This window comes from Streptomyces viridochromogenes (genome assembly GCF_001270495.1).
Taxonomy (GTDB): domain Bacteria; phylum Actinomycetota; class Actinomycetes; order Streptomycetales; family Streptomycetaceae; genus Streptomyces; species Streptomyces viridochromogenes_A.
Genome location: NZ_LGUR01000014.1, coordinates 89,924 through 109,437, shown reverse-complemented (window position 1 = coordinate 109,437; position 19,514 = coordinate 89,924). Strand labels below are relative to the sequence as shown.

The 19,514-nt window shown below is 70.5% G+C and carries 16 protein-coding genes and 2 pseudogenes; 12 read left to right on the top strand and 6 right to left on the bottom strand.

What is annotated here, in order from left to right; all coding sequences use genetic code 11:
• The first annotated feature begins 103 nt into the window (after nt 1-103).
• The 3 genes and pseudogenes from ADK36_RS04230 (at nt 104) to ADK36_RS04220 (ending at nt 3,899) form a co-directional block, all read left to right on the top strand.
• A complete protein-coding gene (locus ADK36_RS04230; protein ID WP_048582051.1) occupies nt 104-1,690 on the top strand; it encodes a serine/threonine protein kinase in 1,587 nt (528 codons plus the stop codon).
• Between the two features lie 69 nt (nt 1,691-1,759).
• Nucleotides 1,760-2,731, top strand: coding sequence for an LLM class F420-dependent oxidoreductase (locus ADK36_RS04225; RefSeq protein ID WP_048581956.1), 972 nt, complete (start codon nt 1,760-1,762; stop codon nt 2,729-2,731).
• Between the two features lie 129 nt (nt 2,732-2,860).
• Nucleotides 2,861-3,899: pseudogene (locus ADK36_RS04220) on the top strand (hypothetical protein).
• A gap of 58 nt (nt 3,900-3,957) precedes the next feature.
• Here ADK36_RS04220 and ADK36_RS04215 read toward each other — a convergent pair.
• Nucleotides 3,958-4,440, bottom strand: a complete 483-nt coding sequence (locus ADK36_RS04215) for a DUF6328 family protein (RefSeq protein WP_048581957.1) — start codon at nt 4,438-4,440, stop codon at nt 3,958-3,960.
• 83 nt (nt 4,441-4,523) lie between these two features.
• Nucleotides 4,524-5,507: an aldo/keto reductase gene (locus ADK36_RS04210; protein ID WP_048581958.1), complete on the bottom strand. Its 984-nt coding sequence runs from the start codon at nt 5,505-5,507 to the stop codon at nt 4,524-4,526.
• Between the two features lie 137 nt (nt 5,508-5,644).
• Between ADK36_RS04210 and ADK36_RS04205 the strand changes: the two are divergent.
• Nucleotides 5,645-7,331, top strand: a pseudogene (locus ADK36_RS04205) (cholesterol oxidase substrate-binding domain-containing protein).
• A 10-nt stretch (nt 7,332-7,341) separates the two neighbouring features.
• Here ADK36_RS04205 and ADK36_RS04200 read toward each other — a convergent pair.
• A complete protein-coding gene (locus ADK36_RS04200) occupies nt 7,342-8,559 on the bottom strand; it encodes an FAD-dependent monooxygenase (protein WP_048581960.1) in 1,218 nt (405 codons plus the stop codon).
• Nucleotides 8,560-8,899: 340 nt separating this feature from the next.
• Here ADK36_RS04200 and melC1 point away from each other — a divergent pair, with 340 nt between their 5' ends.
• Together melC1 and melC2 are read left to right on the top strand one after the other, a co-directional pair.
• On the top strand, nt 8,900-9,271 hold the full coding sequence (gene melC1, locus ADK36_RS04195; RefSeq protein WP_048581961.1) for an apotyrosinase chaperone MelC1: 372 nt from the start codon (nt 8,900-8,902) through the stop codon (nt 9,269-9,271).
• Between the two features lie 34 nt (nt 9,272-9,305).
• The gene (gene melC2 / locus ADK36_RS04190; protein ID WP_048581962.1) at nt 9,306-10,130 is read left to right on the top strand and encodes a tyrosinase MelC2; all 825 of its coding nucleotides are present in this window, start codon (nt 9,306-9,308) and stop codon (nt 10,128-10,130) included.
• A 28-nt stretch (nt 10,131-10,158) separates the two neighbouring features.
• On the opposite strand, the gene ADK36_RS04185 is transcribed toward melC2, so the two are convergent.
• The gene (locus ADK36_RS04185) at nt 10,159-10,836 is read right to left on the bottom strand and encodes a ribonuclease H family protein (protein WP_048581963.1); all 678 of its coding nucleotides are present in this window, start codon (nt 10,834-10,836) and stop codon (nt 10,159-10,161) included.
• A 47-nt stretch (nt 10,837-10,883) separates the two neighbouring features.
• On the bottom strand, nt 10,884-11,687 hold the full coding sequence (locus ADK36_RS04180; protein ID WP_048581964.1) for a VOC family protein: 804 nt from the start codon (nt 11,685-11,687) through the stop codon (nt 10,884-10,886).
• Nucleotides 11,688-11,838: 151 nt separating this feature from the next.
• Between ADK36_RS04180 and ADK36_RS04175 the strand changes: the two genes are divergently transcribed.
• The 5 genes from ADK36_RS04175 to ADK36_RS04155 all read left to right on the top strand — a co-directional run bounded on the left by ADK36_RS04175 (nt 11,839) and on the right by ADK36_RS04155 (nt 17,610).
• Nucleotides 11,839-12,846, top strand: coding sequence for a zinc-binding alcohol dehydrogenase family protein (locus ADK36_RS04175; RefSeq protein WP_199830102.1), 1,008 nt, complete (start codon nt 11,839-11,841; stop codon nt 12,844-12,846).
• A 303-nt stretch (nt 12,847-13,149) separates the two neighbouring features.
• The gene (locus ADK36_RS04170; RefSeq protein WP_048581966.1) at nt 13,150-14,586 is read left to right on the top strand and encodes a family 2B encapsulin nanocompartment shell protein; all 1,437 of its coding nucleotides are present in this window, start codon (nt 13,150-13,152) and stop codon (nt 14,584-14,586) included.
• A gap of 16 nt (nt 14,587-14,602) precedes the next feature.
• On the top strand, nt 14,603-15,661 hold the full coding sequence (locus ADK36_RS04165) for a family 2 encapsulin nanocompartment cargo protein terpene cyclase (protein ID WP_048581967.1): 1,059 nt from the start codon (nt 14,603-14,605) through the stop codon (nt 15,659-15,661).
• Between the two features lie 50 nt (nt 15,662-15,711).
• Entirely contained in the window at nt 15,712-16,590 is an 879-nt protein-coding gene (locus tag ADK36_RS04160; protein ID WP_048581968.1) for a geranyl diphosphate 2-C-methyltransferase, read from the top strand.
• Between the two features lie 117 nt (nt 16,591-16,707).
• The gene (locus tag ADK36_RS04155; protein ID WP_048581969.1) at nt 16,708-17,610 is read left to right on the top strand and encodes an SGNH/GDSL hydrolase family protein; all 903 of its coding nucleotides are present in this window, start codon (nt 16,708-16,710) and stop codon (nt 17,608-17,610) included.
• A 7-nt stretch (nt 17,611-17,617) separates the two neighbouring features.
• Here the strand turns inward: ADK36_RS04155 and ADK36_RS04150 are convergent, their stop codons facing one another.
• Nucleotides 17,618-18,100 (bottom strand): VOC family protein, encoded by a 483-nt coding sequence (locus ADK36_RS04150; protein ID WP_048581970.1) that lies wholly within the window; start codon nt 18,098-18,100, stop codon nt 17,618-17,620.
• A gap of 124 nt (nt 18,101-18,224) precedes the next feature.
• Between ADK36_RS04150 and ADK36_RS04145 the strand changes: the two genes are divergently transcribed.
• Complete coding sequence (locus ADK36_RS04145; RefSeq protein ID WP_048581971.1) at nt 18,225-19,430, top strand: epoxide hydrolase family protein; 1,206 nt, start codon at nt 18,225-18,227, stop codon at nt 19,428-19,430.
• The last annotated feature ends 84 nt before the right edge of the window (nt 19,431-19,514 follow it).

Below are 19,514 nucleotides of genomic sequence, written 5' to 3'. Positions count from 1 at the left end.
AAAAGAAACGCCCTTTGGTTGAGGATTTCGTTGAACGCTGCCCGTCTCACTTCTCGTACTTCCTGTGAGGAATGAGGAGCCAGGGGTTCAACGAGGGATGGCCATGGTCAAGGCGCGCGTCTCCACAGCCGGGTTGGTCGCCGGAAGGTATCGACTCGTCGATGTCGTCCATCGCGAGACGAATCGCGTCAGTTACTACGGCGAGGACACGGAGACCGGGCACCCGTGCCTCCTCACCCAGATCGGGCTTCCCGACGAACCGTGCCCGGACGAACGGCGCCGGGCCACCTCGCGCATCCTGCGCACGTCCGAGCGAATGGGGCTGCTGCGCCCGGGCGCGGTCGCCACGGTCGTGGACGCGATCGAGGAGTCCGGGAGCCTGTGGATCGTCTCCGGGTGGATCGACGGCACGCCGCTCGGTGAACTCCTCACCCAGCAGGGCACGTTCAACTACGTGCGGGCCGCCCGTATCGGCCTGGAACTGCTCGACGTGCTGGAGGCCGCGCACGTCGCGGGCATCACGCACGGGGAGCTGAGCCCGGGCCAGGTGTTCGTGCGCGACGAGGGTTCCGTCGTGGTCACCGGCTTCGGGCTGGCCGGCGCGACCCTCGCACCACGGGTCGCCGCACCGTCCTACGCATCACCGGAGCAGGCCCGCGACGAGCGCATCGGCCCGGCCTCCGACCTGTGGGCGCTCGGCGCGATCCTGTACACCATGGTCGAGGGGCGCCCCCCGTACCGTGAACGGGACCGGCCCGAGGCCACGTTGAAGGGTGTGGACCGGCTTCCGCTGCGCGCCCCGGTGCGGTCCGGGCCGCTCACCCAGGCCGTACAGGGGCTGCTGCGCAAGGACTCCCGGGAGCGGCTGAGCCGACCGGTGGTCCGCGACGCGTTCGTCCGCGTCCTCAACGAGGAACCCGAGGCGCCCCTTCAGGTGGTGCCACGGCTGCGGGGCCGGTACGTCATGGGGCCGCGCTGGAGCAGACGCGCCATGGTCGTCGGCACCGCCCTGGCCGTCGTCACGGTCGCGGCGGCGGTTCTCGTGGTGACCAACCAGCGGCCCGACGACTCGGAGTCCTCGGCGGCGGGCGCGGCGCCCAGCCCGTCCGCCTCCGCGGGAGCGCCGACCGACCCCTCCCCGACTCCCCCGCCGAGCGCGTCCCCCACCGAGGAAGCGACAGAGCCCGGGACGCCCAGCGCCTCGCCCTCGGGCACGGCGGATCTGCCTCCCGGCTACACGACGTACGAGTCACCCGACGGCTTCTCCGTCGCCCTGCCCGAGGGCTGGACGGCGGTGCGCACCACGCGGGCCGCGGACGTGGCGTACCGCGTGACCTTCAGCGCCGACGACGATCCGCGCAAACTGGCGGTCACCTACAGCGAGCGCCTCCGCCCGGACCCCGTCGCCGTGTGGCGCGACGACGTCCAGCCCGGCCTGGAGGAGCAGGGAGGGTTCGAGCGGATCGGCGACATCGAGGCGACCACGTACCGGGGATTCAAGGCCGCCGACATGCAGTGGCTCTCCGAGAAGGACGGCACCCGTGTCCGTACCTTCGGCCGCGGCTTCCTCATCGAGGACCACCGCGGTTACTCACTGCGCTGGACGACCCCGGAAGCCGACTGGGACGACCCCGGCAACCGCGAGGCCCTGGACGTCATTCTGCGGACCTTCACGGTGCCCGAGGACTGATCACACCAGACGCCCCGCGTGAGGTCGATAGCGGCGTTTTCGCCATCCGTGTCCGGGGACTCGGGCCGTATGGTGCAGATCGGATACACGATGATGACCGAGCAGGCCGGCCCCCGTGAGCTGGTGGACCACGTGGTCCGCGCCGAGGAGGCGGGCTTCGACTTCTCCGTGACCTCGGACCACTACTTTCCGTGGCTGCGTTCGCAGGGTCACTCGCCGTACGCGTGGAGTGTGCTTGGCGCCGCCGCCCAGGCCACGTCGCGGATTCCGCTGATGACCTATGTGACGTGTCCGACGTTCCGGTACCACCCGGCGGTGGTGGCGCAGAAGGCGGCCACGATGCAGTTGCTGTCGGAGGGCCGGTTCCGGCTGGGGCTGGGCTCGGGCGAGAACCTCAACGAGCATGTCGTGGGCGGCGGTTGGCCGCCCGTGGATGTGCGGCACGAGATGCTCGAAGAGGCGGTGGAGATCATCCGGGCGCTCTTCTCGGGCGGCCATGTGAACCGTCGCGGCACGCACTTCGACGTGGAGTCGGCCCACCTGTGGGACCTGCCGGACCAGCCGCCGCCCATCGGCATCGCTGTCTCCGGGGACCAGTCCTGCGAGCTCGCGGGCAGGCTCGGTGATCTGGTGATCGCCACGGAGCCCAAGGCGAACCTGCTGGACGCGTTCGACCGGCACGGCGGCGAGGGCAAGCCGCGTGTCGGACAACTGCCGGTGTGCTTCGACCCCGACCGGGACACCGCGATCAAGCGCGCCCACTCCCAGTTCCGCTGGTTCGCCGGGGGCTGGAAGGTCAACTCGGAACTCCCGCACCCCGACTCCTTCGAGGCGGCGACCCAGTTCGTCACCCCGGACGATGTCGCCGACTCGATCCCGTGCGGCGACGACCCGGACGCATTCGTCGAGGCCGTGCGCCCGTACGCCGAGGCGGGGTTCACCGAGATCGCCCTGGTGCAGATCGGGGGCGAGACGCAGCTGCCGTATCTGGACTGGGCGGAGAAGACGCTGCTGCCGGCGCTGCGGGAGGCTCTCGGCTGACCGCACGCCTACCCACCGGGTGACGCAGGTGGCCGGGCGAGCCACGTCCGCGGGTGCCATAGGCTGCTGGTCTGCACCTCTGCCGTCCGAGCAGGCCAACAGGGAAGCAGCCCCACAGGAGAGTCACCCGTGACACTGGCGTTCGTCCCGCCCGAGACGTCCCCTTCGCCCCAGACCCCGTCGTCCGATCTCGTCGCCCGGGACGCGCGCGAGTTCGGGGTCTACGCGCGGACCGGAGGGTGGGCCTTCGGCCTGATGGTGGCGCGCAGTGTGCGGCCCGGCGGGCAGAGCGCGGGTGAGACGCCGAAGGTGTCCGCGAAGGAGTTCGCCGAGCTCGCCGGGTGCTCCCCCGAGCGTGTCATGCGCTACTACAGGGCCTGGGACCGGGCCGCCGACGACGGCCTCGTCCCGCACTTCGAGGCGCTCGCGCCGGGCCAGGAGGTGGAGCTGCCGGACGCCGACGTGTGGCTCAGCTACTACGTCTCCCGCAACAGCGCCACCTCCGAGCGGGGCACCGCCATCACCGAGGCCGCCGAGGCCGAGGGCATCCGCCCGACGAAGGCCCTGGAGGTCGCCGAGAACCCCACCGCGCTGCGCGCCGCGATCCTCGCCGACCCCTCGACCGCGCGCGGCCCGCCAGGCGCTGCTGGACCGGGTTCGCGAGGACCCGGACCTTCAGGCCGAGTTGGCGCGGGACGTCGTACGCACCGACGACCTGAAGAAGGCCGTCGCGACGGAGAGCCGGGCGGCCGACCGGATCGGCTATGTACGCCAGATCGCCGAGTCCGGCCAGATCAAGACCCCGGCCGGGCAGACCGTCGACGCCCCGCTGGACCTGCGCCAGGAGGCCGAGCGGCATCTGTCGCTCATCGAGGAGCTCGAGGACAACGAGGACACCGGCGAGTGGGCCAACGAGGCCTTCGACACCATGAAGACCCTCGTCGCCGAGACCGTGGAGGCCGACCCGGAGCTGCGGGTGCAGGAACGGCGGACGAAGTTCTACAACAGCCTGCAGCGGGCGACGAAGGTCTTCGAGGAGCTGACCTTCGACGATGTGCAGGAGTTCGTCGAGGACGACATGGTGCAGCAGTTGGAGGAACTCCAGCAGGCCATCTCCACATGCATCACGGCCCTGCGCGGTGCGCAGGGTGACGCGGCGCGGCAGTAGCCGTCCTCCTACCCGCCGAAGCGCCGCCGCTCAAGCGCCACCGCCCGCTCCGTGCCACTCACTCCGTGTGGCGGTGGCGTGTCCACAGCGGCACCGCGAACCAGCACACCAGGTACCAGAGGACCACGCCCGTGACCAGGTAGGGCACATAGCCGTCGTGGGTGGCGACCCGCAGGATCAGCAGGAGCGAGCACGCCGTCGTGGCGAGGAGCAGGATCAGGCCGACGAAGGTCAGCCGGGACGCCCACTCCACCGCCTTCGGTTTGATGCGCCGCCCTGACACCAGACGGTGCAGGGAGACGGGACCGATCAGCGCTCCGGTGGCGGCGGCGCCCAGCACGACCGTCACGATGTAGATGGTCTGGTCCGTGTCGTCGAGGGTGTCGTACTTCGGCGTGAAGACGACGGTGAGCAGGAAGCCGAACAGGATCTGGACGCCCATCTGGGCCACCCGGACCTCCTGGATGAGCTCGCCCCACATGCGGTCGGCACGCTCGTCCTCGGTCTCGTCGCGCCCGGTCCGTCTTTCCTTCTCGGTCATGCGGGCCGGGTATCCCCGGCCCCGAGCGCTCAAACGGGCGGGCTCCGGGAGCGGCGTGGTGGCCGCCCCGGAGCCGCACGCGTCTACCAGCGGCTTTCGACCTGGTCCTTGATGCGCCGGTCGTAGAGGTCCCGGATCGCGGTGAGCGTCTCCTCGGACAGCTCCGGCAGCGCGGCGGCGGCCGCGTTGGCGCGGGCCTGCTCGGGTGAGCGGGCCCCGGGGATCACGGTGGTCACGCCGGGCTGCTGGATGATCCAGCGCAGCGCCAGCTGGGCCGGCGTGAAGCCCTCGGGGGCCAGGGCGGCGAACTCGACGGCCGCCTCCACACCGGACTCGTAGTCGACGCCGGAGAAGGTCTCGCCCTGGTCGAAGGACTCGCCGTGCCGGTTGTAGGTGCGGTGGTCGTTCGAGGGGAAGACGGTGTCCTTGGTGTACTTCCCCGACAGCAGGCCGGAGGCGAGGGGCACGCGCGCGATGATGCCGACACCCGCCTCCTGAGCGGCGGGCAGCACCTCGCGCAGGGGCTTCATACGGAACGCGTTGAGGATGATCTGCACGCTCGCGACGCCGGGGCGGGCGATCGCCGTCAGCGCCTCCTCGCAGGTCTCCACGCTGACGCCGTACTGGGCGATGCGCTCCTCCGCGACCAGGGTGTCCAGGGCGTCGAACACCTCGTCCGTCGAGTAGACGGGCGTCGGCGGGCAGTGCAGCTGGACCAGGTCGAGGCGGTCGACGCCGAGGTTGCGTCGCGAACGGTCGTTCCAGGTGCGGAAGTTGTCGAGAACGTAGTTCTCGGGGATCTGGTCGACGCGGCGGCCCATCTTGGTCGCCACGAAGATGTCCAGGTCGGGCCTGCCGCGCAGGAACGCGGCGATGGTCTGCTCGCTGCGCCCGTCGCCGTACACGTCGGCGGTGTCGAAGAAGGTCACCCCCGACTCGACCGCCGCGTCCAGCACCGCCAGGGCTTCCTTGTCGTCGACGTCTCCCCAGTCGGCGCCCAGCTGCCACGTCCCCAGTCCGACGACGGATGCCCGCCGGCCCGACCTATCGATTACACGCTCGTCCATGGCGTCAGTGTGTCATTCGTCATCCGCGTGCGCGGAACGGGCCCCTCCGTCCCGTTACCTGTGAATCCGTCACTCACACGGGTGAATCAGTTCGACAGGCCCGCGGTGGCTGTCAAGGCGATCCCTAGCGTGAGCCCGTGACCGACGACTTCACCCGCAGGGGCTTCCTCCGCGCCGCCGCGCTGGCGGCCGCACCGACTCTTCTCCCGGCGGATCCGGCCGTCGCCGCCGAGGAGTTGCCGGACTTCCCGACTGACGTGGCGCTGTACCGCTCGGCGTACCGCAACTGGGTCGGCGAGATCACCGCCGACGGGCTGTGGGCCTGTGCGCCGGACGGCCCGGAGCAGGTGCTCGCCGTCGTCAACTGGGCCTGGCGGCACGGCTGGAGGGTTCGCGCCCGGGGTTCCTCGCACGGCTGGTCACCGCTGACGATCACGCCGGGCACCCCGTCGGACGCGCCGGTCCTCCTCGTGGACACCGCCGCCCGTCTCACCGGCCTGACCCTTCAGTCGCCGACGTCCGTGCGCGCCGGCACCGGCGTCACCCTGGAGGCCCTGCTCACCTACCTGGAGGAGTACGGCCTGGGCGTCACCACCGCCCGCACCCGGCAACCTCACGCTCGGCGGTGCCCTGGCCATCGACGCGCACGGCACCGCCGTACCGGCACGGGGCGAGGAGCGGCTGCCCGGGCACACGTACGGCTCGCTGAGCAATCTCGTGCTGTCGCTGACGGCCGTCGTCTGGGACGAGGCCAGTGGGGCCTACGTGCTGCGGACGTACGACCGTGACGAGCCGGACTGCGCCGCCCTGCTCGCCCATCTGGGCCGTGCCCTGGTCACCGAAGTCGTACTGCGCGTGGGCGCGAACACCGACCTGCGGTGTGTCAGCCGTACGGACATCCCGGCCGGCGAGCTCTTCGCGGCGCCCGGCACCGGCGGACGCACCCTCGCGAGCTTCCTCGACCGGGCCGGGCGCGTCGAGGCGATCTGGTTCGCGTTCACCGAGTACCCGTGGCTGAAGGTGTGGAGCGTCTCGCCCACCCGGCCGCTGACCTCACGGCACGCGCGGACGCCGTACAACTACCCGTTCTCCGACAGCGTCCCGACCCCGGTCGCGGACCTGGTCGGGCGGATGGTGTCGGACGGGGCCTGGTATCTGGCGCCGGTGCTCGGCAACGCGCAGTACGACGTGGCCGCGCTCGGGCTGGTGGCGACACTGTCGGCAGACCTCTGGGGGCCGTCCAAGAACACGCTGCTGTATCTGCGGCCGACGACGCTGCGGATCGCCACGAACGGCTACGGGGTGCTGACCAGCAGGGACCAAGTGCAGCGCGTGGTCGCCGAGTTCACCGCGTTCTACCGGGAGCGGCTCACGGCGTACGCCGACCGGGGGCAGTTCCCGGTCAACGGTTCGGTGGAGATCCGGGTGACGGGCATCGAGGATCCGGCGCACGTCGGCGTGGACGGGGCGCAGACCCCGCTCCTGTCGGCGCTCAGGCCGCGCGGCGACCGTCCGGAGTGGGACACCGTCGTGTGGCTGAACATTCTGTCGCTGCCCGGGACCCCGCATGCGGAGGCGTTCCTGAGCCAGATCGAGCGGTTCCTGCTGCGCACCTTCGACGGCGAGTACGCCATGACGCGGGTCGAGTGGTCGAAGGGCTGGGCCTACACGCGGGACGCCGCCTGGAGCGACGGTGAGGTGCTGGGCACGGTGGTGCCCAGCACCTTCGGGGAGGACGTGTGGGGCGTGGCTTCCGGGACTCTGGACCGGCTCGACCCGCACGGCGTGTTCGGCAACGCCTTCCTCGACCGGCTGTTCCGGTGAGGTGCGGCGGTCATCTGCCGGAGGCCAGAGCCCTGGCGTGCACGGTGCGCGCGACCTTCAGTCCCACCCAGTGCTTGAGGCGGCGCCACGCCTCCGACTGCCCGGCCGCCCGGTCGAGCCGGTAGTACAGCTGCGGCGGCACATGGGGCAGCAGGGGCGAGTGGCGCTGGCCGAGCAGGGCGAACATCTGCTGCGGGGGCAGATGGATGTAGCGGGGCAGGTTCTCGTACCACCGGGCGCTGTAGTGGGCCGCGCTCTGGATGGACAACAGGGCCTGCTGGCGATGCTGTTGGTAGTGGGCGAGGGCCTGTGGGAGGGCGGCGTGCTCGTGCAGCGCGCCGGCGAGGGCGGCGGCGTCCTCCACGGCCAGGGTGGTGCCGGCGCCGATGGAGTAGTGGGTGGTGTGCGCGGCGTCGCCCAGCAGGACGAGGTTGCCGCGGTACCAGGTGCGGTTGGTCAGGGTGCGGAAGGTCTGCCACTGTGCCTTGCCGTCGACGCCGGAGCGGCCCATGAGGGGGTGGCCGTCGAGGACTCCGGCGAAGACCTTCTCCAGCACGGCCAGGGCGTCGGCCTCGGACGCGGTGTCGAGGCCGAGGCCGGTCCAGGTCTCGGGGGCGCATTCGACGACGAAGGTCCCGGCATCGGGGCCGAAGCCGTAGCCGTAGCACCAGATCCAGCCGTGCCCCGACTCGACGAAGGAGAAGGTGAAGGCATCGAAGGCCTTGCTGGTGCCGAGCCAGATGAAGCGGTTGCGGCCGGCCTTGGTCTCCGTACCGAAGTGGTCGGCGTACCGGGTGCGCAGGGCGCTGTGGACTCCGTCGCTCGCCACGACCAGGTCGGCGGCCGGCAGGTTCCCCGGTGTGATCTCCTGCTCGTACTCCAGCCGTACGCCCAGCGAGCGGGCGCGTTCGGCGAGGATCTCCAGCAGCCGGTGGCGGCCGATGCCGTACCCCGCGTCGCCGGGCCGGCGGGTCGTCCGCCCCCGGACGTGGGCGACGCCCTCGCTCCAGCGGACCGAGTTCTCCTCGATGACGCGAGCGGACACGGGGTCGTGCTCGCACAGCCGGTCGAGCAGTCCGCGCCAGTAGGTGACGCCCCAGCCATAGGTGGAGCCCTCCGGGTTGCGCTCGTAAACGGTGATGTCGTGGGACGGATCCCGCAGCTTCAGCAGGATCGAGAGATACAGGCCGGCGGGCCCACCACCGATGCAGGCGACCTTCACACGCACCCCTAGAAATGGTCTAAAACGGTCATATCACCTCGCAGGGTAGCAAGGCAGGGGCGCTCAGCCGCGGCATTCCGGATCGCGCCAGTTTCGACGGGTGAGACAGACCACAGACGGCACACCCGCCCGCCAAGGACCACCCGGAAAGCGATGCGGAGAAGAAGAAATTCCCCCTTCCGGGCCCCTGGGGCGCTTTTGACGGCGAGATCATCTTGGTTCAAACATGCACGACATGTGCCCACTTGTCCGGATCGGAGCCAACCACTCCCTGCCGATTTCTCCCACCCCCATCGGGCCGGATAGGCATGCGGAGTCGTCAATCGAACAAACCCAGGAGGTCCGCATGCCGGAACTCAGCCGTCGCCGTGCCCTCACCGCCGCGGCGGTCCTCGCCACCGCGGCCGGCGTCCCGGCGGTCACCGCCCTCACCGCGTCCGCCGCCGGACCCGACCACCACGGCCCGACGTCCTTCGACGAGGTCTACAAGGGCCGCCGGATACAGGGCGGCCCGGCCGCGGGCGGCGCCCACCACCATCACGGCGGCGGATACGCCGTGTTCGTCGACGGAGTGGAGCTGCATGTGATGCGCAACGCCGACGGCAGCTGGATCAGCGTCGTCAGCCACTACGACCCCGTACCCACCCCGCGTGCCGCCGCCCGCGCCGCCGTCGACGAACTCCAGGGCGCCGCGCTTCTCCCCTTCCCCGCCAACTGACCCGCCCCACCCGCACTTTGGAGCACCCCCGACCATGACCGTCCGCAAGAACCAGGCCCTGCTGACCGCCGACGAGAAGCGCCGATTCGTCGCCGCCCTCCTGGAGTTGAAGCGCAGCGGCCGCTACGACGCGTTCGTCACCACCCACAACGCCTTCATCGTCGGTGACACCGACAACGGGGAGCGCGTCGGCCACCGTTCACCGTCCTTCCTGCCCTGGCACCGCAGATTCCTGCTCGAGTTCGAGCGCGCGTTGCAGGAGGTGGACGCCTCGGTGGCGCTGCCGTACTGGGACTGGAGCACCGACCGCTCGATACGGTCCTCGCTGTGGGCGCCCGACTTCCTCGGCGGCACCGGGCGCAGCCTGGACGGGCGGGTGATGGACGGGCCGTTCGCCGCGTCGACCGGCAACTGGCCGATCAATGTCCGCGTCGACGGCCGTACGTATCTGCGCCGCTCACTCGGCACCGCGGTACGGGAGTTGCCGACCCCGGCAGAGGTGGAGTCCGTGCTCGCCATGCCGACGTACGACATGGCGCCCTGGAACAGCGCGTCGGACGGTTTCCGCAACCATCTGGAGGGCTGGCGCGGCGTCAACCTGCACAACCGGGTCCACGTCTGGGTCGGCGGGCAGATGGCGACCGGCGTGTCGCCGAACGACCCGGTGTTCTGGCTGCACCACGCCTACATCGACCGGCTGTGGGCGGACTGGCAGCGGCGGCACCCCGGCTCCGGCTATGTACCGGCCGCCGGGACACCCAACGTGATCGACATCAACGACACGATGAAGCCGTGGAACGACGTGCGCCCGGCCGACCTGCTGGACCACACCGCGCACTACACGTTCGACGCGGCCTGAACCCCGTAGTGGGGCGCAGGGCCTGCCGTCATGCCTCTGCGGTACGGCACTCCGGGTGGCCCCAGCCCTGGGCGTTCTTGGTGATGGGCTCACCCGCCGCGTAGCCGCGCCCGCAGAGGCAGCGGCCGGGGAACTTGGCCTTGATGGTGCGCGAGGAGCTGCCGTTCTTCCGGGGCGCCGCCGTCTTGCGACGGGGGGCCTTGGCGGGGGTGTCCGGGGAGGGCGGCGGCTCCGGGGAGCCGAGGCCGCTGCCGGCGGGCTCCTGCACGACGGCGGCCTGGCTGGCGGCGCGGTCGGCGAAGTCGTTGAGCGGGTCGCCGTCGACCTGGTGGGCGGGGACGTAGCGGAACTCGACCGTGCGGCCGTCGAGCAGTTCGTCGATGCGCACCACCAGGTCCTGGTTGGCGACCGGCTTGCCGGCGGATGTCTTCCAGCCGTTGCGCTTCCAGCCGGGCAGCCAGGTGGTGACGGCCTTCATGGCGTACTGCGAGTCCATGCGGATCTCCAGCGCCACGCCGGGGTCCGTCGCCGTGAGCAGCCGTTCGAGCGCGGTGAGCTCCGCGACGTTGTTGGTGGCCCTGCCGAGCGGTCCCGCCTCCCAGCGGGCCGGGGTCTCCGTCTCGTCGGCGATGACCCAGGCCCAGGCCGCCGGCCCGGGGTTTCCCTTCGAAGCCCCGTCGCACGCGGCCACAACACGTTCACCCATGTGCCGATCATGCCATGCGCGGGCCCGGTACCCGGTCGCGGAGTCGGTCAGGAGACGTCGCTGAGCTTGGGCATGTCACCCTCGGTCGTGCTGGTGTCGATCACCGAGAAGTTCGCGCCCTGGGGGTCGCTCAGTGCGGCGAAGCGGCCGAACGGGCTGCTCATCGGGCCGAAGCGCAGGACGGCGCCGAGCTTGGTGGCCTTGGCGACGGCGTCGTCGCAGTCGGGGACGTTGAAGTACACGTTGATCCACGGCGGGACGTCGGACGGGAAGTCGTCCGTCATCCTCATCCGGCCCAGGGCCATGGTCTCGCCGCCGAGGGTGTAGAGGCGGAAGTCAATCGCGTCGTCCTCCATCTGCTGCTGCCCGTAGCCGAAGACGGCGGGGAAGAAGGTGTCGGACTTCTCCGGCTCGTGGGTGAAGATCTCCGCCCAGCAGAAGGCTCCGGGTTCCCGCATCTCCGCGTCGAAGCCCTCATGGGTGCCGGCCTGCCACACACCGAAGACGACCCCGCCGGGGTCGCGGGCCAGGCACATGCTGCCGAAGTCCCCGACCGCCATCGGCTCCATCAGGACCTCGCCGCCGTTCTCGCGGATCCTGGCGGCGGTGGCGGCGGCGTCGGGGGAAGCGAAGTAGAGACACCACTGCGACTGGCCCTCCTGGCCCGGCATGGGCGGGACGACCGCGGCGGCGGCCTTGCCGTTCGCGTTGGCCTGGGTGTAGTTGCCGTACTCCGACGACTCCTCGCCGAACGTCCAGCCGAGGACGTCGCCGTAGAAGCTCTTGGCCCCCTCGATGTCGGTGAACATCGCGTCGGCCCAGACAGGGGTTCCCTCAGGTTTCACGGCCATGGCTGCGGCCCTCTCCCGGATCGGCGAGTTGTCCGGGTTCTTACGCTAATCACCGGGGAGTCGGGTCGCGCGCCGAATACCCGGTTCCGTTCCAGACTGGGGTGGACGGCGGCTCGGTCGGCGGACGGGACACGGTATGGCGGACGGGACGATGCGCGCGTGGTCGGTGGTCGAGCCGGGGCCGGTCGAGGCGGAGTCCCTGCGCCTCGTCGAGAAGCCGGTTCCGGTGCCGGCGGACGACGAGCTGCTCGTGCGCGTGCGGGCCTGCGGAGTGTGCCGTACGGATCTGCATGTCACCGAGGGTGACCTGCCGGTGCGCCGGCCGGGTGTGACGCCCGGGCACGAGGTCGTCGGCGTGGTCGCGGGGTGCGGGGCAGCGGTGGAGGGCTTCGGTGTCGGCGAGCGGGTCGGGGTGGCCTGGCTGCGGCGGACCGACGGCACCTGCGACTACTGCGCGCGGGGCGCGGAGAACCTGTGCCCGGCCTCGTCGTACACGGGCTGGGACGCCGACGGTGGATACGCCGAGTACACGACCGTGCCGGCCGCGTTCGCCTACCGGCTGCCCGGCGCCCTGGACGACATGTCGTGTGCGCCGCTGCTGTGCGCCGGGATCATCGGGCATCGCGCCCTGCGACGGTCGGCACTGCCGCCGGGCGGGCGGCTCGGACTGTACGGCTTCGGAGGCAGCGCCCATCTGTGCGCGCAGGTGGCGATGGCCGAGGGCGCCACCGTGCACGTCCTCACGCGCGGGGCGGCCGCGCGCAGGCTCGCGCTCGATCTGGGTGCCGCCTCGGCGCGCGACCCGTACGAGATGCCGCCGGAACCACTGGACAGCGCGATCCTGTTCGCGCCGGTCGGTGAGTTGGTCCCGGTGGCCCTGCGGGCCCTCGACCGGGGCGGAACGCTGGCGATCGCGGGCATTCACCTCACCGATGTCCCGGCCCTGCGCTACGAGGGCGAGCTGTTCTACGAGAAGCAGCTGCGCAGCGTCACCTCCAACACGCGCGAGGACGGCCGGGAGTTCCTGGCGCTCGCCGCCGAGCACGCCGTACACGCCACGACGCACACCTATCCGCTGTCAGGCGCGGACGAGGCGCTGCGGGATCTCGGGGCAGGGCGTTTCGACGGGGCGGCCGTGCTGGTGAACGACCTGCTCTGAGGCTTCCGCGTGCGCCCCTCGCGCCCGCATGTCGAGGCGAGCGCGACCGGCGTGGGAGCACGGGCACGTGTGCCCCCTGCTTCCAGGGAGGGTTTGCACCACTCCGGTGGTGAAACCGCCCCCTTCACGCCGTACCGGGGCCACCACCTGCGCTGTTTGGCTTGTCCCTGCGGCGCGTACGACCCACCCGTGCCACGAGGCACACCTCGTCACGCGCCCGGAGTTCGCCGTCGCCACCCGCCCGTCCACTCGTCGTCACCGACCACTCCGCTCATGCCCGATCCACCCTCCAGGGAGGGATACGTGTCCGTACCCGAGAGCGTCACCGGACCCGCAACCGACGACCCCGCCCCCACAGCCGACGGACAACTCACCAGTCTCAGCACCCATGCGGCGCGCCAGCTCACCACGACCACCAAGTCCGAACCGCAGATGCAGGCCATCTCCTCGCGATGGCTGCTCAAGATGCTGCCGTGGGTGGACGTCAAAGGCGGCACCTACCGCGTCAACCGGCGTCTTCAGCTCCGCGTGGGCCGTGGCCGGGTGCAGTTCGAGCAGAACGGCGCCGACGACATCAAGGTCATCCCCCAGACGCTCACCGAACTCCCGGTGCTGCGGGGCTACTCCGACCTCGACGTCCTGAAGGAGGTCGCGACCCGATTCCGGGTGCGCGATGTCCGGGCCGGCCAGGTCCTCGTCCAGGCCGGGCAGCCGGTCACGGAGGCGTACCTGGTCGTGCACGGCCGGTTCACCCGTTTCACCGAGGGCAAGTACGGCGAGGAGGAGATCGTCGGGGTCGTCACCGGCGGTGACCAGATCGGTGACGAGGCCATCGGCCAGCCCGACCCGCTGTGGCTGAACTCGGTGCGGGCCGAGACCGCGGGCGTCGTGATGGTGCTCCCCTGGTCCGTGGTCGCGGAGTTCACCGACCGGGTGCCGTCCCTGGCGGCGCACCTGGCGGCCTACGGCGAACGCCAGAACCTGCCCATGAACCGCAAGGGCGAGGCCGACGTCCCGGTGCAGGCGGGCCATGTCGGCGAGCCGACGATCAACGGGGGCTACGTCGACTACGAACTCGCGCCCCGCGAGTACGAGTTGTCGCTCACCCAGACCGTGCTGCGCGTCCACACCAGGGTCGCCGACCTCTTCAACGACCCGATGAACCAGACCGAGCAGCAACTCCGCCTGACCATCGAGGAGATCCGCGAACGCCAGGAGTGGGAGCTGGTCAACAACCGGGAGTTCGGCCTGCTGCACAACGTCGACTACGGGCAGCGCGTCCCCACCTTCACCGGGCCGCCGACCCCGGACGACATGGACGAGCTGCTGTCGATGCGCCGCAAGACCAAGTTGTTCATCGCCCATCCGAAGGCGATCGCGGCCTTCTTCCGGCAGTGCAACCGGCGCGGCCTGGTGCCCGGCACGGCGAATGTCGACGGGCACGAGATCCCGGCCTGGCGCGGTGTCCCGATCTTCCCGTGCAACAAGATCCCGATCAGTCCGCAGCACACCAGCAGCATCATCGCGCTGCGCACCGGGGAGGGCGACCAGGGTGCCATCGGGCTGTACCAGACGGGGATCCCGGAGGAGTACCAGCCGGGCCTGAACGTGCGGTTCATGGGCATCGACGCCAACTCGATCATCCGCTACCTCGTCACCGCCTACTACTCGATGGCCATCCTGGTCCCCGACGCGGTCGGGATCCTGGAGAACGCCCAGGTCGGCCGGACGGCCGAGTGACCGCGTGGAGCACCCGATGAGCACGTCCTCCCCCACCCCCGGCTTCGCACTGCCGGGCCCGCCGAACATCGCGAGCACCATCCGCACCCAGCGGCGCGGCGGGGCGATCCCCGGGCTCCGGTACCGGCAGGTCGCCCCCGCCGACCCCGAGAAGGCCGCGGAGGTCGACCGCAGGCTGGAGGACTGGGCCCGGCGTCTCGATCTGTTCCCCGAGGCATGGCAGGGCGACTTCTCGGGGTTCCAGTTCGGGCGGGCCGTGGTGCTTCAGCACCCGGAGGCTGTCGATCTCGAACGTCTGACGGTCGCCGGCGAGTTGCTGCTCGCCGAGAACGTCGTCGACTCCTGCTACTGCGAGGAGGACGAGGGCCGCGGCGGGGCGCGGCGGGGCCTCGGGGGCCGTCTGATCATGGCCCAGTCGGCACTCGACCCGTTCCACGGCATTCCCGAGCTGGAGGCGGAGTGGCGGGAGGGCGTGCGGGCCGACGGTCCGCTGCGTTCGTACCACTTCGCCCTCCAGGACTACGCCGGCTTCGCCACACCGAGCCAGACCGACCGCTTCGTCCACGACATCGCCCGGCTGCACCTGGGCTATCTGGCGGAGGCCGCCTGGGCGGAGACCCGGTACATCCCTCAGGTCTGGGAGTACCTGGTGATGCGGCAGTTCAACAACTTCCGCCCCTGTCTGTCGATCGTGGACGCCGTGGACGGCTACGAGCTGCCCGAGGCGGTCTACGCCCGTCCCGAGATCCAGCGGATCACGGCGCTGGCCTGCAACGCCACCACGATCGTCAACGACCTCTACTCCTTCACCAAGGAGCTGGCGAGCGACCCCGACCATCTGAATCTGCCGCAGGTCATCGCCGCGAACGAGCGCTGCGGTCTCAAGACGGCGTATCTGAAGGCCGTCGAGGTCCACAACCGGATCATGGAGGCGTTCGAGGAGGAGTCGGCCCTGCTGTCCGCCACCTCGCCGCTCGTCGAGCGCTACGTCCGGAGCCTGTCCGACTGGGTGGCCGGCAACCACGACTGGCACGCCACCAACAGCCATCGCTACCACCTGCCCAACTACTGGTAAAGCGCGAACGAATGACAGAGCGTCATAAGCACCAGCACAAGGAGTCACCGTTGACCATCGCCCCCGAAGCCGGCACCAAGGCAGCACAGGTGCCGACCCAGTCGACGTACCAGACCCGTGTCGCGGACTACTGGAACGCCGAGGAGAACCCGGTCAACCTCGAACTCGGAAAGCTCGACGACCTCTACCACCATCACTACGGCATCGGAGCCGCCGACCGCACCGTGCTCGACGAACCCGACCCGGAGCTGCGCCGGGAGCGCATCACCACCGAACTGCACCGGCTGGAGCACGCCCAGGCCGAACTCCTCGCCGACCGTCTCGGCCCCCTCTCCCCCGCCGACCGCGTCTTCGACGCCGGGTGCGGGCGCGGCGGCGGCAGTGTGGTGGCGCATCTGCGGTACGGCTGCCACGCCGACGGCGTCACCATCTCGGAGAAACAGGCCGAGTTCGCGAACGCCCAGGCCCGTAAGCGGGGGATCGACGGCCGGGTCCGCTACCACCACCGCAACATGCTGGACACCGGGCTCAAGTCCGGGGCGTACGCCGCCTCCTGGAACAACGAGTCCACCATGTACGTCGAGCTCGACCTGCTGTTCGCCGAGCACGCCCGGCTGCTGCGCCGCGGGGGGCGCTATGTGACCATCACCGGCTGCTACAACGACACCTACGGGCGGGCGTCCCGCGAGGTGTCCCTCATCAACGCCCACTACATCTGCGACATCCACCCACGCTCGGAGTACTTCCGCGCCATGGCCCGCAACCGGCTCGTCCCGGTCCAGGTGGAGGACCTCACCGAGGCGACCATCCCCTACTGGGAGTTGCGCAGCGAGGCCGATCACCTGGTGACGGGCATCGAGGAAACCTTCCTGAACGCGTACCGCAACGGCAGCTTCCAGTACCTGCTGATCGCGGCGGACCGCGTCTGAGCGGGTGTCGAATACGCGTCGGCCATGGTGTTCCGTGGCCGACGCGGGTCTTCCCCCCGGGACCCGGCTGTGCTTGCCTGGGGAACCGTTTTCGGTGCCCGGGGCAGGAGTTGCCGTATGCGGAAGCCGTGGATCGTGGGATTGGGCGCACTGCTGGCCGCCGTGCTGCTCGGTGCGTGCGGGGACCCGGCGTCCGGGCCGGAGGCCGCACCGCCCCCGGACATCCCGCGGGCGTCGGTCACCACGCAGCAGAGGGCGCCGGCGTCACCGAGCGCCACCTCCGCGAAGCCGGCGGCGCCCACCGTGCTGTATCTGGGCGACTCGCTCGCGATGGAGGCGCAGAAGGTACTCGGTCAGGAGCTGCGCCGCGACTTACGGGCGAGGTACACGAGCGCCCCGTACTCGGGAACCACCCTGTGCGACTACCTGGAGGGCACCAGCGAGCGGTCCCTCGTCCCGGTGGCGGACAAGGCGGCCGCCCTGGTGCGCCGGCTGCGGCCGGACTTCGTGGTGCTTCAGTTCTGGGGCAACGCGTGGGGCTACACACCGTGCATGGACGGGATCACCTACGACGCCTCTCCCGAGAAGTACTTCCAGCGGTACGCGGCCGACATGGAGCGGCTCGCCGACCAGATCGCCGCTGCCGGCGACGCCCGGATCGTCTGGGTGTCGCAGGGCCCGGACCCGATCACTCCCGACCGGGTCCGGCGCGTCAACGCCCTCTACGAGCAGCAGGCCGCGGCCTCGGGCGACCTGGTCGCCGACGCGGGCAAGGCGGTGAGTGCGGCCGGGGCGCGCTACTCCTGGGTGCAGTACCTGCCGTGCACGGCGTACGAGCGCGAGCACGCGGAGTACTGCACCCAGCCGGGGCGCGACCGGACGGCACTGCACCGCGACGACGACTACCTGCACTTCTGTCTGGCGCCCACGACCTCGACCCCGAAGCCGTGCCCGGTCCGCTCCCCCGGGATCCTGCGGATCGCCCAGGCGATCACCGGGGTGATCCGCGAGAACCCGTAGGCCGGGCTCACTCGCCCGCGTAGGCCTTGTCGAGCGCGGCGATGTCGAACTTGCCCATCGCCATGAACGCCTTGGTCACGCGGGCCGCCTTCGCCGGGTCCGGGTCGGCGACCATCGACTGGAGCCGGTCCGGGATGACCTGCCAGGACACGCCGAACCTGTCCTTGAGCCAGCCGCACGGGCCGGGCTCGCCACCGTTCTCGGTGAGCTTGGCCCAGTAGTAGTCGATCTCCTCCTGGTTCTCGCAGAAGACCATGAAGGAGGTCGCCTCGGTGAACTTGAACTGGGGGCCGCCGTTGAGCCCGAGGAATTTCGCGCCGTTGGCCGTGAACTCGACGGTCATCACGCTGCCCGCGGGCTGCATCGCTCCCTCGGGGTAGCGCACGATCTCGCCCACGCTGGAGTTCTTGAAGATCGAGACGTAGAAATGGGCGGCCTCCTCTGCCTGGCCGTCGAACCAGAGACACGTGGTGAAACCGTCGGATGCCATGAGTACCTCCTGGGCGTGCGGAACGCTGTCACCTCTGTCGACCGATCCTCGCCCCGGAACTCATCGGTCGCGTGGCCGGTTAATGCGGATGGCCGCTACACGGTTCCGGCCTAGCATCGCGGGCATGACGTCTTCGCCCGCCGACAGCGGCATCCGGCCCTTCCGTATCGACATTCCGCAGAGCGACCTGGACGATCTCCACCGGCGCCTCGACGGCGTGCGGTGGCCCGACGAACTGCCCGGGGTGGGGTGGGCGTACGGCGTTCCGTCGGAGTATCTGCGCGAGCTGGTGCGGTACTGGCGGCACGACTACGACTGGCGGGCCGCCGAGGCGCGGCTGAACGAGTGGCCGCATTTCACCACCGAGATCGACGGGGCGCACGTGCACTTCGCCCATGTCCGCTCCCCCGAGCCCGATGCCACCCCGCTGATCGTCACGCACGGCTGGCCGGGCTCGATCGTCGAGTTCCTCGATGTCGTCGGACCGTTGACGGATCCCGTGGCGCACGGCGGTGACCCCGCCGACGCCTTCCACGTCGTGCTGCCGAGCATCCCCGGCTTCGGGTTCTCCGGGCCCACCCGGGAGGCCGGCTGGGAGGCGCGCCGGATCGCCGACGCGTGGGCCGAGCTGATGACCCGCCTCGGCTACCAGCGGTTCGGTGCCCAGGGCGGCGACTGGGGCGCGGCCGTCTCCCGCGAGCTGGGCCGCGTCCACCCGGACCGGGCCATCGGCATCCACCTCAATCTGCTGCCCGGCGCGCAGGCGGCCACCGAGCCGACCCCCGAGGAACTGGAGGCGCTGAGCCCGCGGGAACGGGAGCGCACGCTCACCTCGTGGCACCGGTGGACCGAATGGTTCCGCGACGGGACGGGCTACTTCCATGTGCAGTCCACCCGGCCGCAGACCCTGTCGTACGCGCTCACGGACTCGCCGGTCGGCCAACTCGCCTGGATCGTCGAGAAGTTCCAGGAGTGGACGGACTCCGAGCGGCTGCCCGAGGAGGCCGTCGACCGGGATCTGATGCTCACGAACGTGATGCTGTACTGGCTGACCGGCACGGCCGGTTCGTCCGCCCGGGTCTACTACGAGCGCGCCCACGCCACGGGCGAGGGGATCGCCGCTCCGCACGAGCCCTCGACCGCCCCGACCGCGGTGGCCTCGTTCCCCGGCGATCCGCAGATCCCGCTGCGCCACAAGGCCGACCGTACGGAGAACATCGTGCGCTGGACGGAGCTCGACCGGGGCGGGCACTTCGCGGCGATGGAGGAGCCCGACCTGCTGGTGGACGACGTACGGGCGTTCTTCCGGCAGTTGCGCGAGAAGGGCTGACCCGGCGCTCTGCCCGTGGCGAATCTGCCACGGGCAGAGAAGGGTCGTTCCGGCCTCGTCCGCGGTCGAGAGTGGAGTCGACGG

What these genes read in the sequence shown, in the direction of transcription:
- ADK36_RS04175 (WP_199830102.1), top strand. Translation starts at nt 11,839, where the DNA reads ATGCGCGCGTGGTCGGTGGTCGAGCCGGGGCCGGTCGAGGCGGAGTCC.
- ADK36_RS04165 (WP_048581967.1), top strand. Translation starts at nt 14,603, where the DNA reads ATGAGCACGTCCTCCCCCACCCCCGGCTTCGCACTGCCGGGCCCGCCG.
- ADK36_RS04185 (WP_048581963.1), bottom strand. Translation starts at nt 10,836, where the DNA reads ATGGGTGAACGTGTTGTGGCCGCGTGCGACGGGGCTTCGAAGGGAAAC.
- ADK36_RS04230 (WP_048582051.1), top strand. Translation starts at nt 104, where the DNA reads ATGGTCAAGGCGCGCGTCTCCACAGCCGGGTTGGTCGCCGGAAGGTAT.
- melC1 (WP_048581961.1), top strand. Translation starts at nt 8,900, where the DNA reads ATGCCGGAACTCAGCCGTCGCCGTGCCCTCACCGCCGCGGCGGTCCTC.
- ADK36_RS04180 (WP_048581964.1), bottom strand. Translation starts at nt 11,687, where the DNA reads ATGGCCGTGAAACCTGAGGGAACCCCTGTCTGGGCCGACGCGATGTTC.
- ADK36_RS04150 (WP_048581970.1), bottom strand. Translation starts at nt 18,100, where the DNA reads ATGGCATCCGACGGTTTCACCACGTGTCTCTGGTTCGACGGCCAGGCA.
- ADK36_RS04155 (WP_048581969.1), top strand. Translation starts at nt 16,708, where the DNA reads ATGCGGAAGCCGTGGATCGTGGGATTGGGCGCACTGCTGGCCGCCGTG.
- ADK36_RS04225 (WP_048581956.1), top strand. Translation starts at nt 1,760, where the DNA reads ATGGTGCAGATCGGATACACGATGATGACCGAGCAGGCCGGCCCCCGT.
- melC2 (WP_048581962.1), top strand. Translation starts at nt 9,306, where the DNA reads ATGACCGTCCGCAAGAACCAGGCCCTGCTGACCGCCGACGAGAAGCGC.
- ADK36_RS04215 (WP_048581957.1), bottom strand. Translation starts at nt 4,440, where the DNA reads ATGACCGAGAAGGAAAGACGGACCGGGCGCGACGAGACCGAGGACGAG.
- ADK36_RS04145 (WP_048581971.1), top strand. Translation starts at nt 18,225, where the DNA reads ATGACGTCTTCGCCCGCCGACAGCGGCATCCGGCCCTTCCGTATCGAC.
- ADK36_RS04210 (WP_048581958.1), bottom strand. Translation starts at nt 5,507, where the DNA reads ATGGACGAGCGTGTAATCGATAGGTCGGGCCGGCGGGCATCCGTCGTC.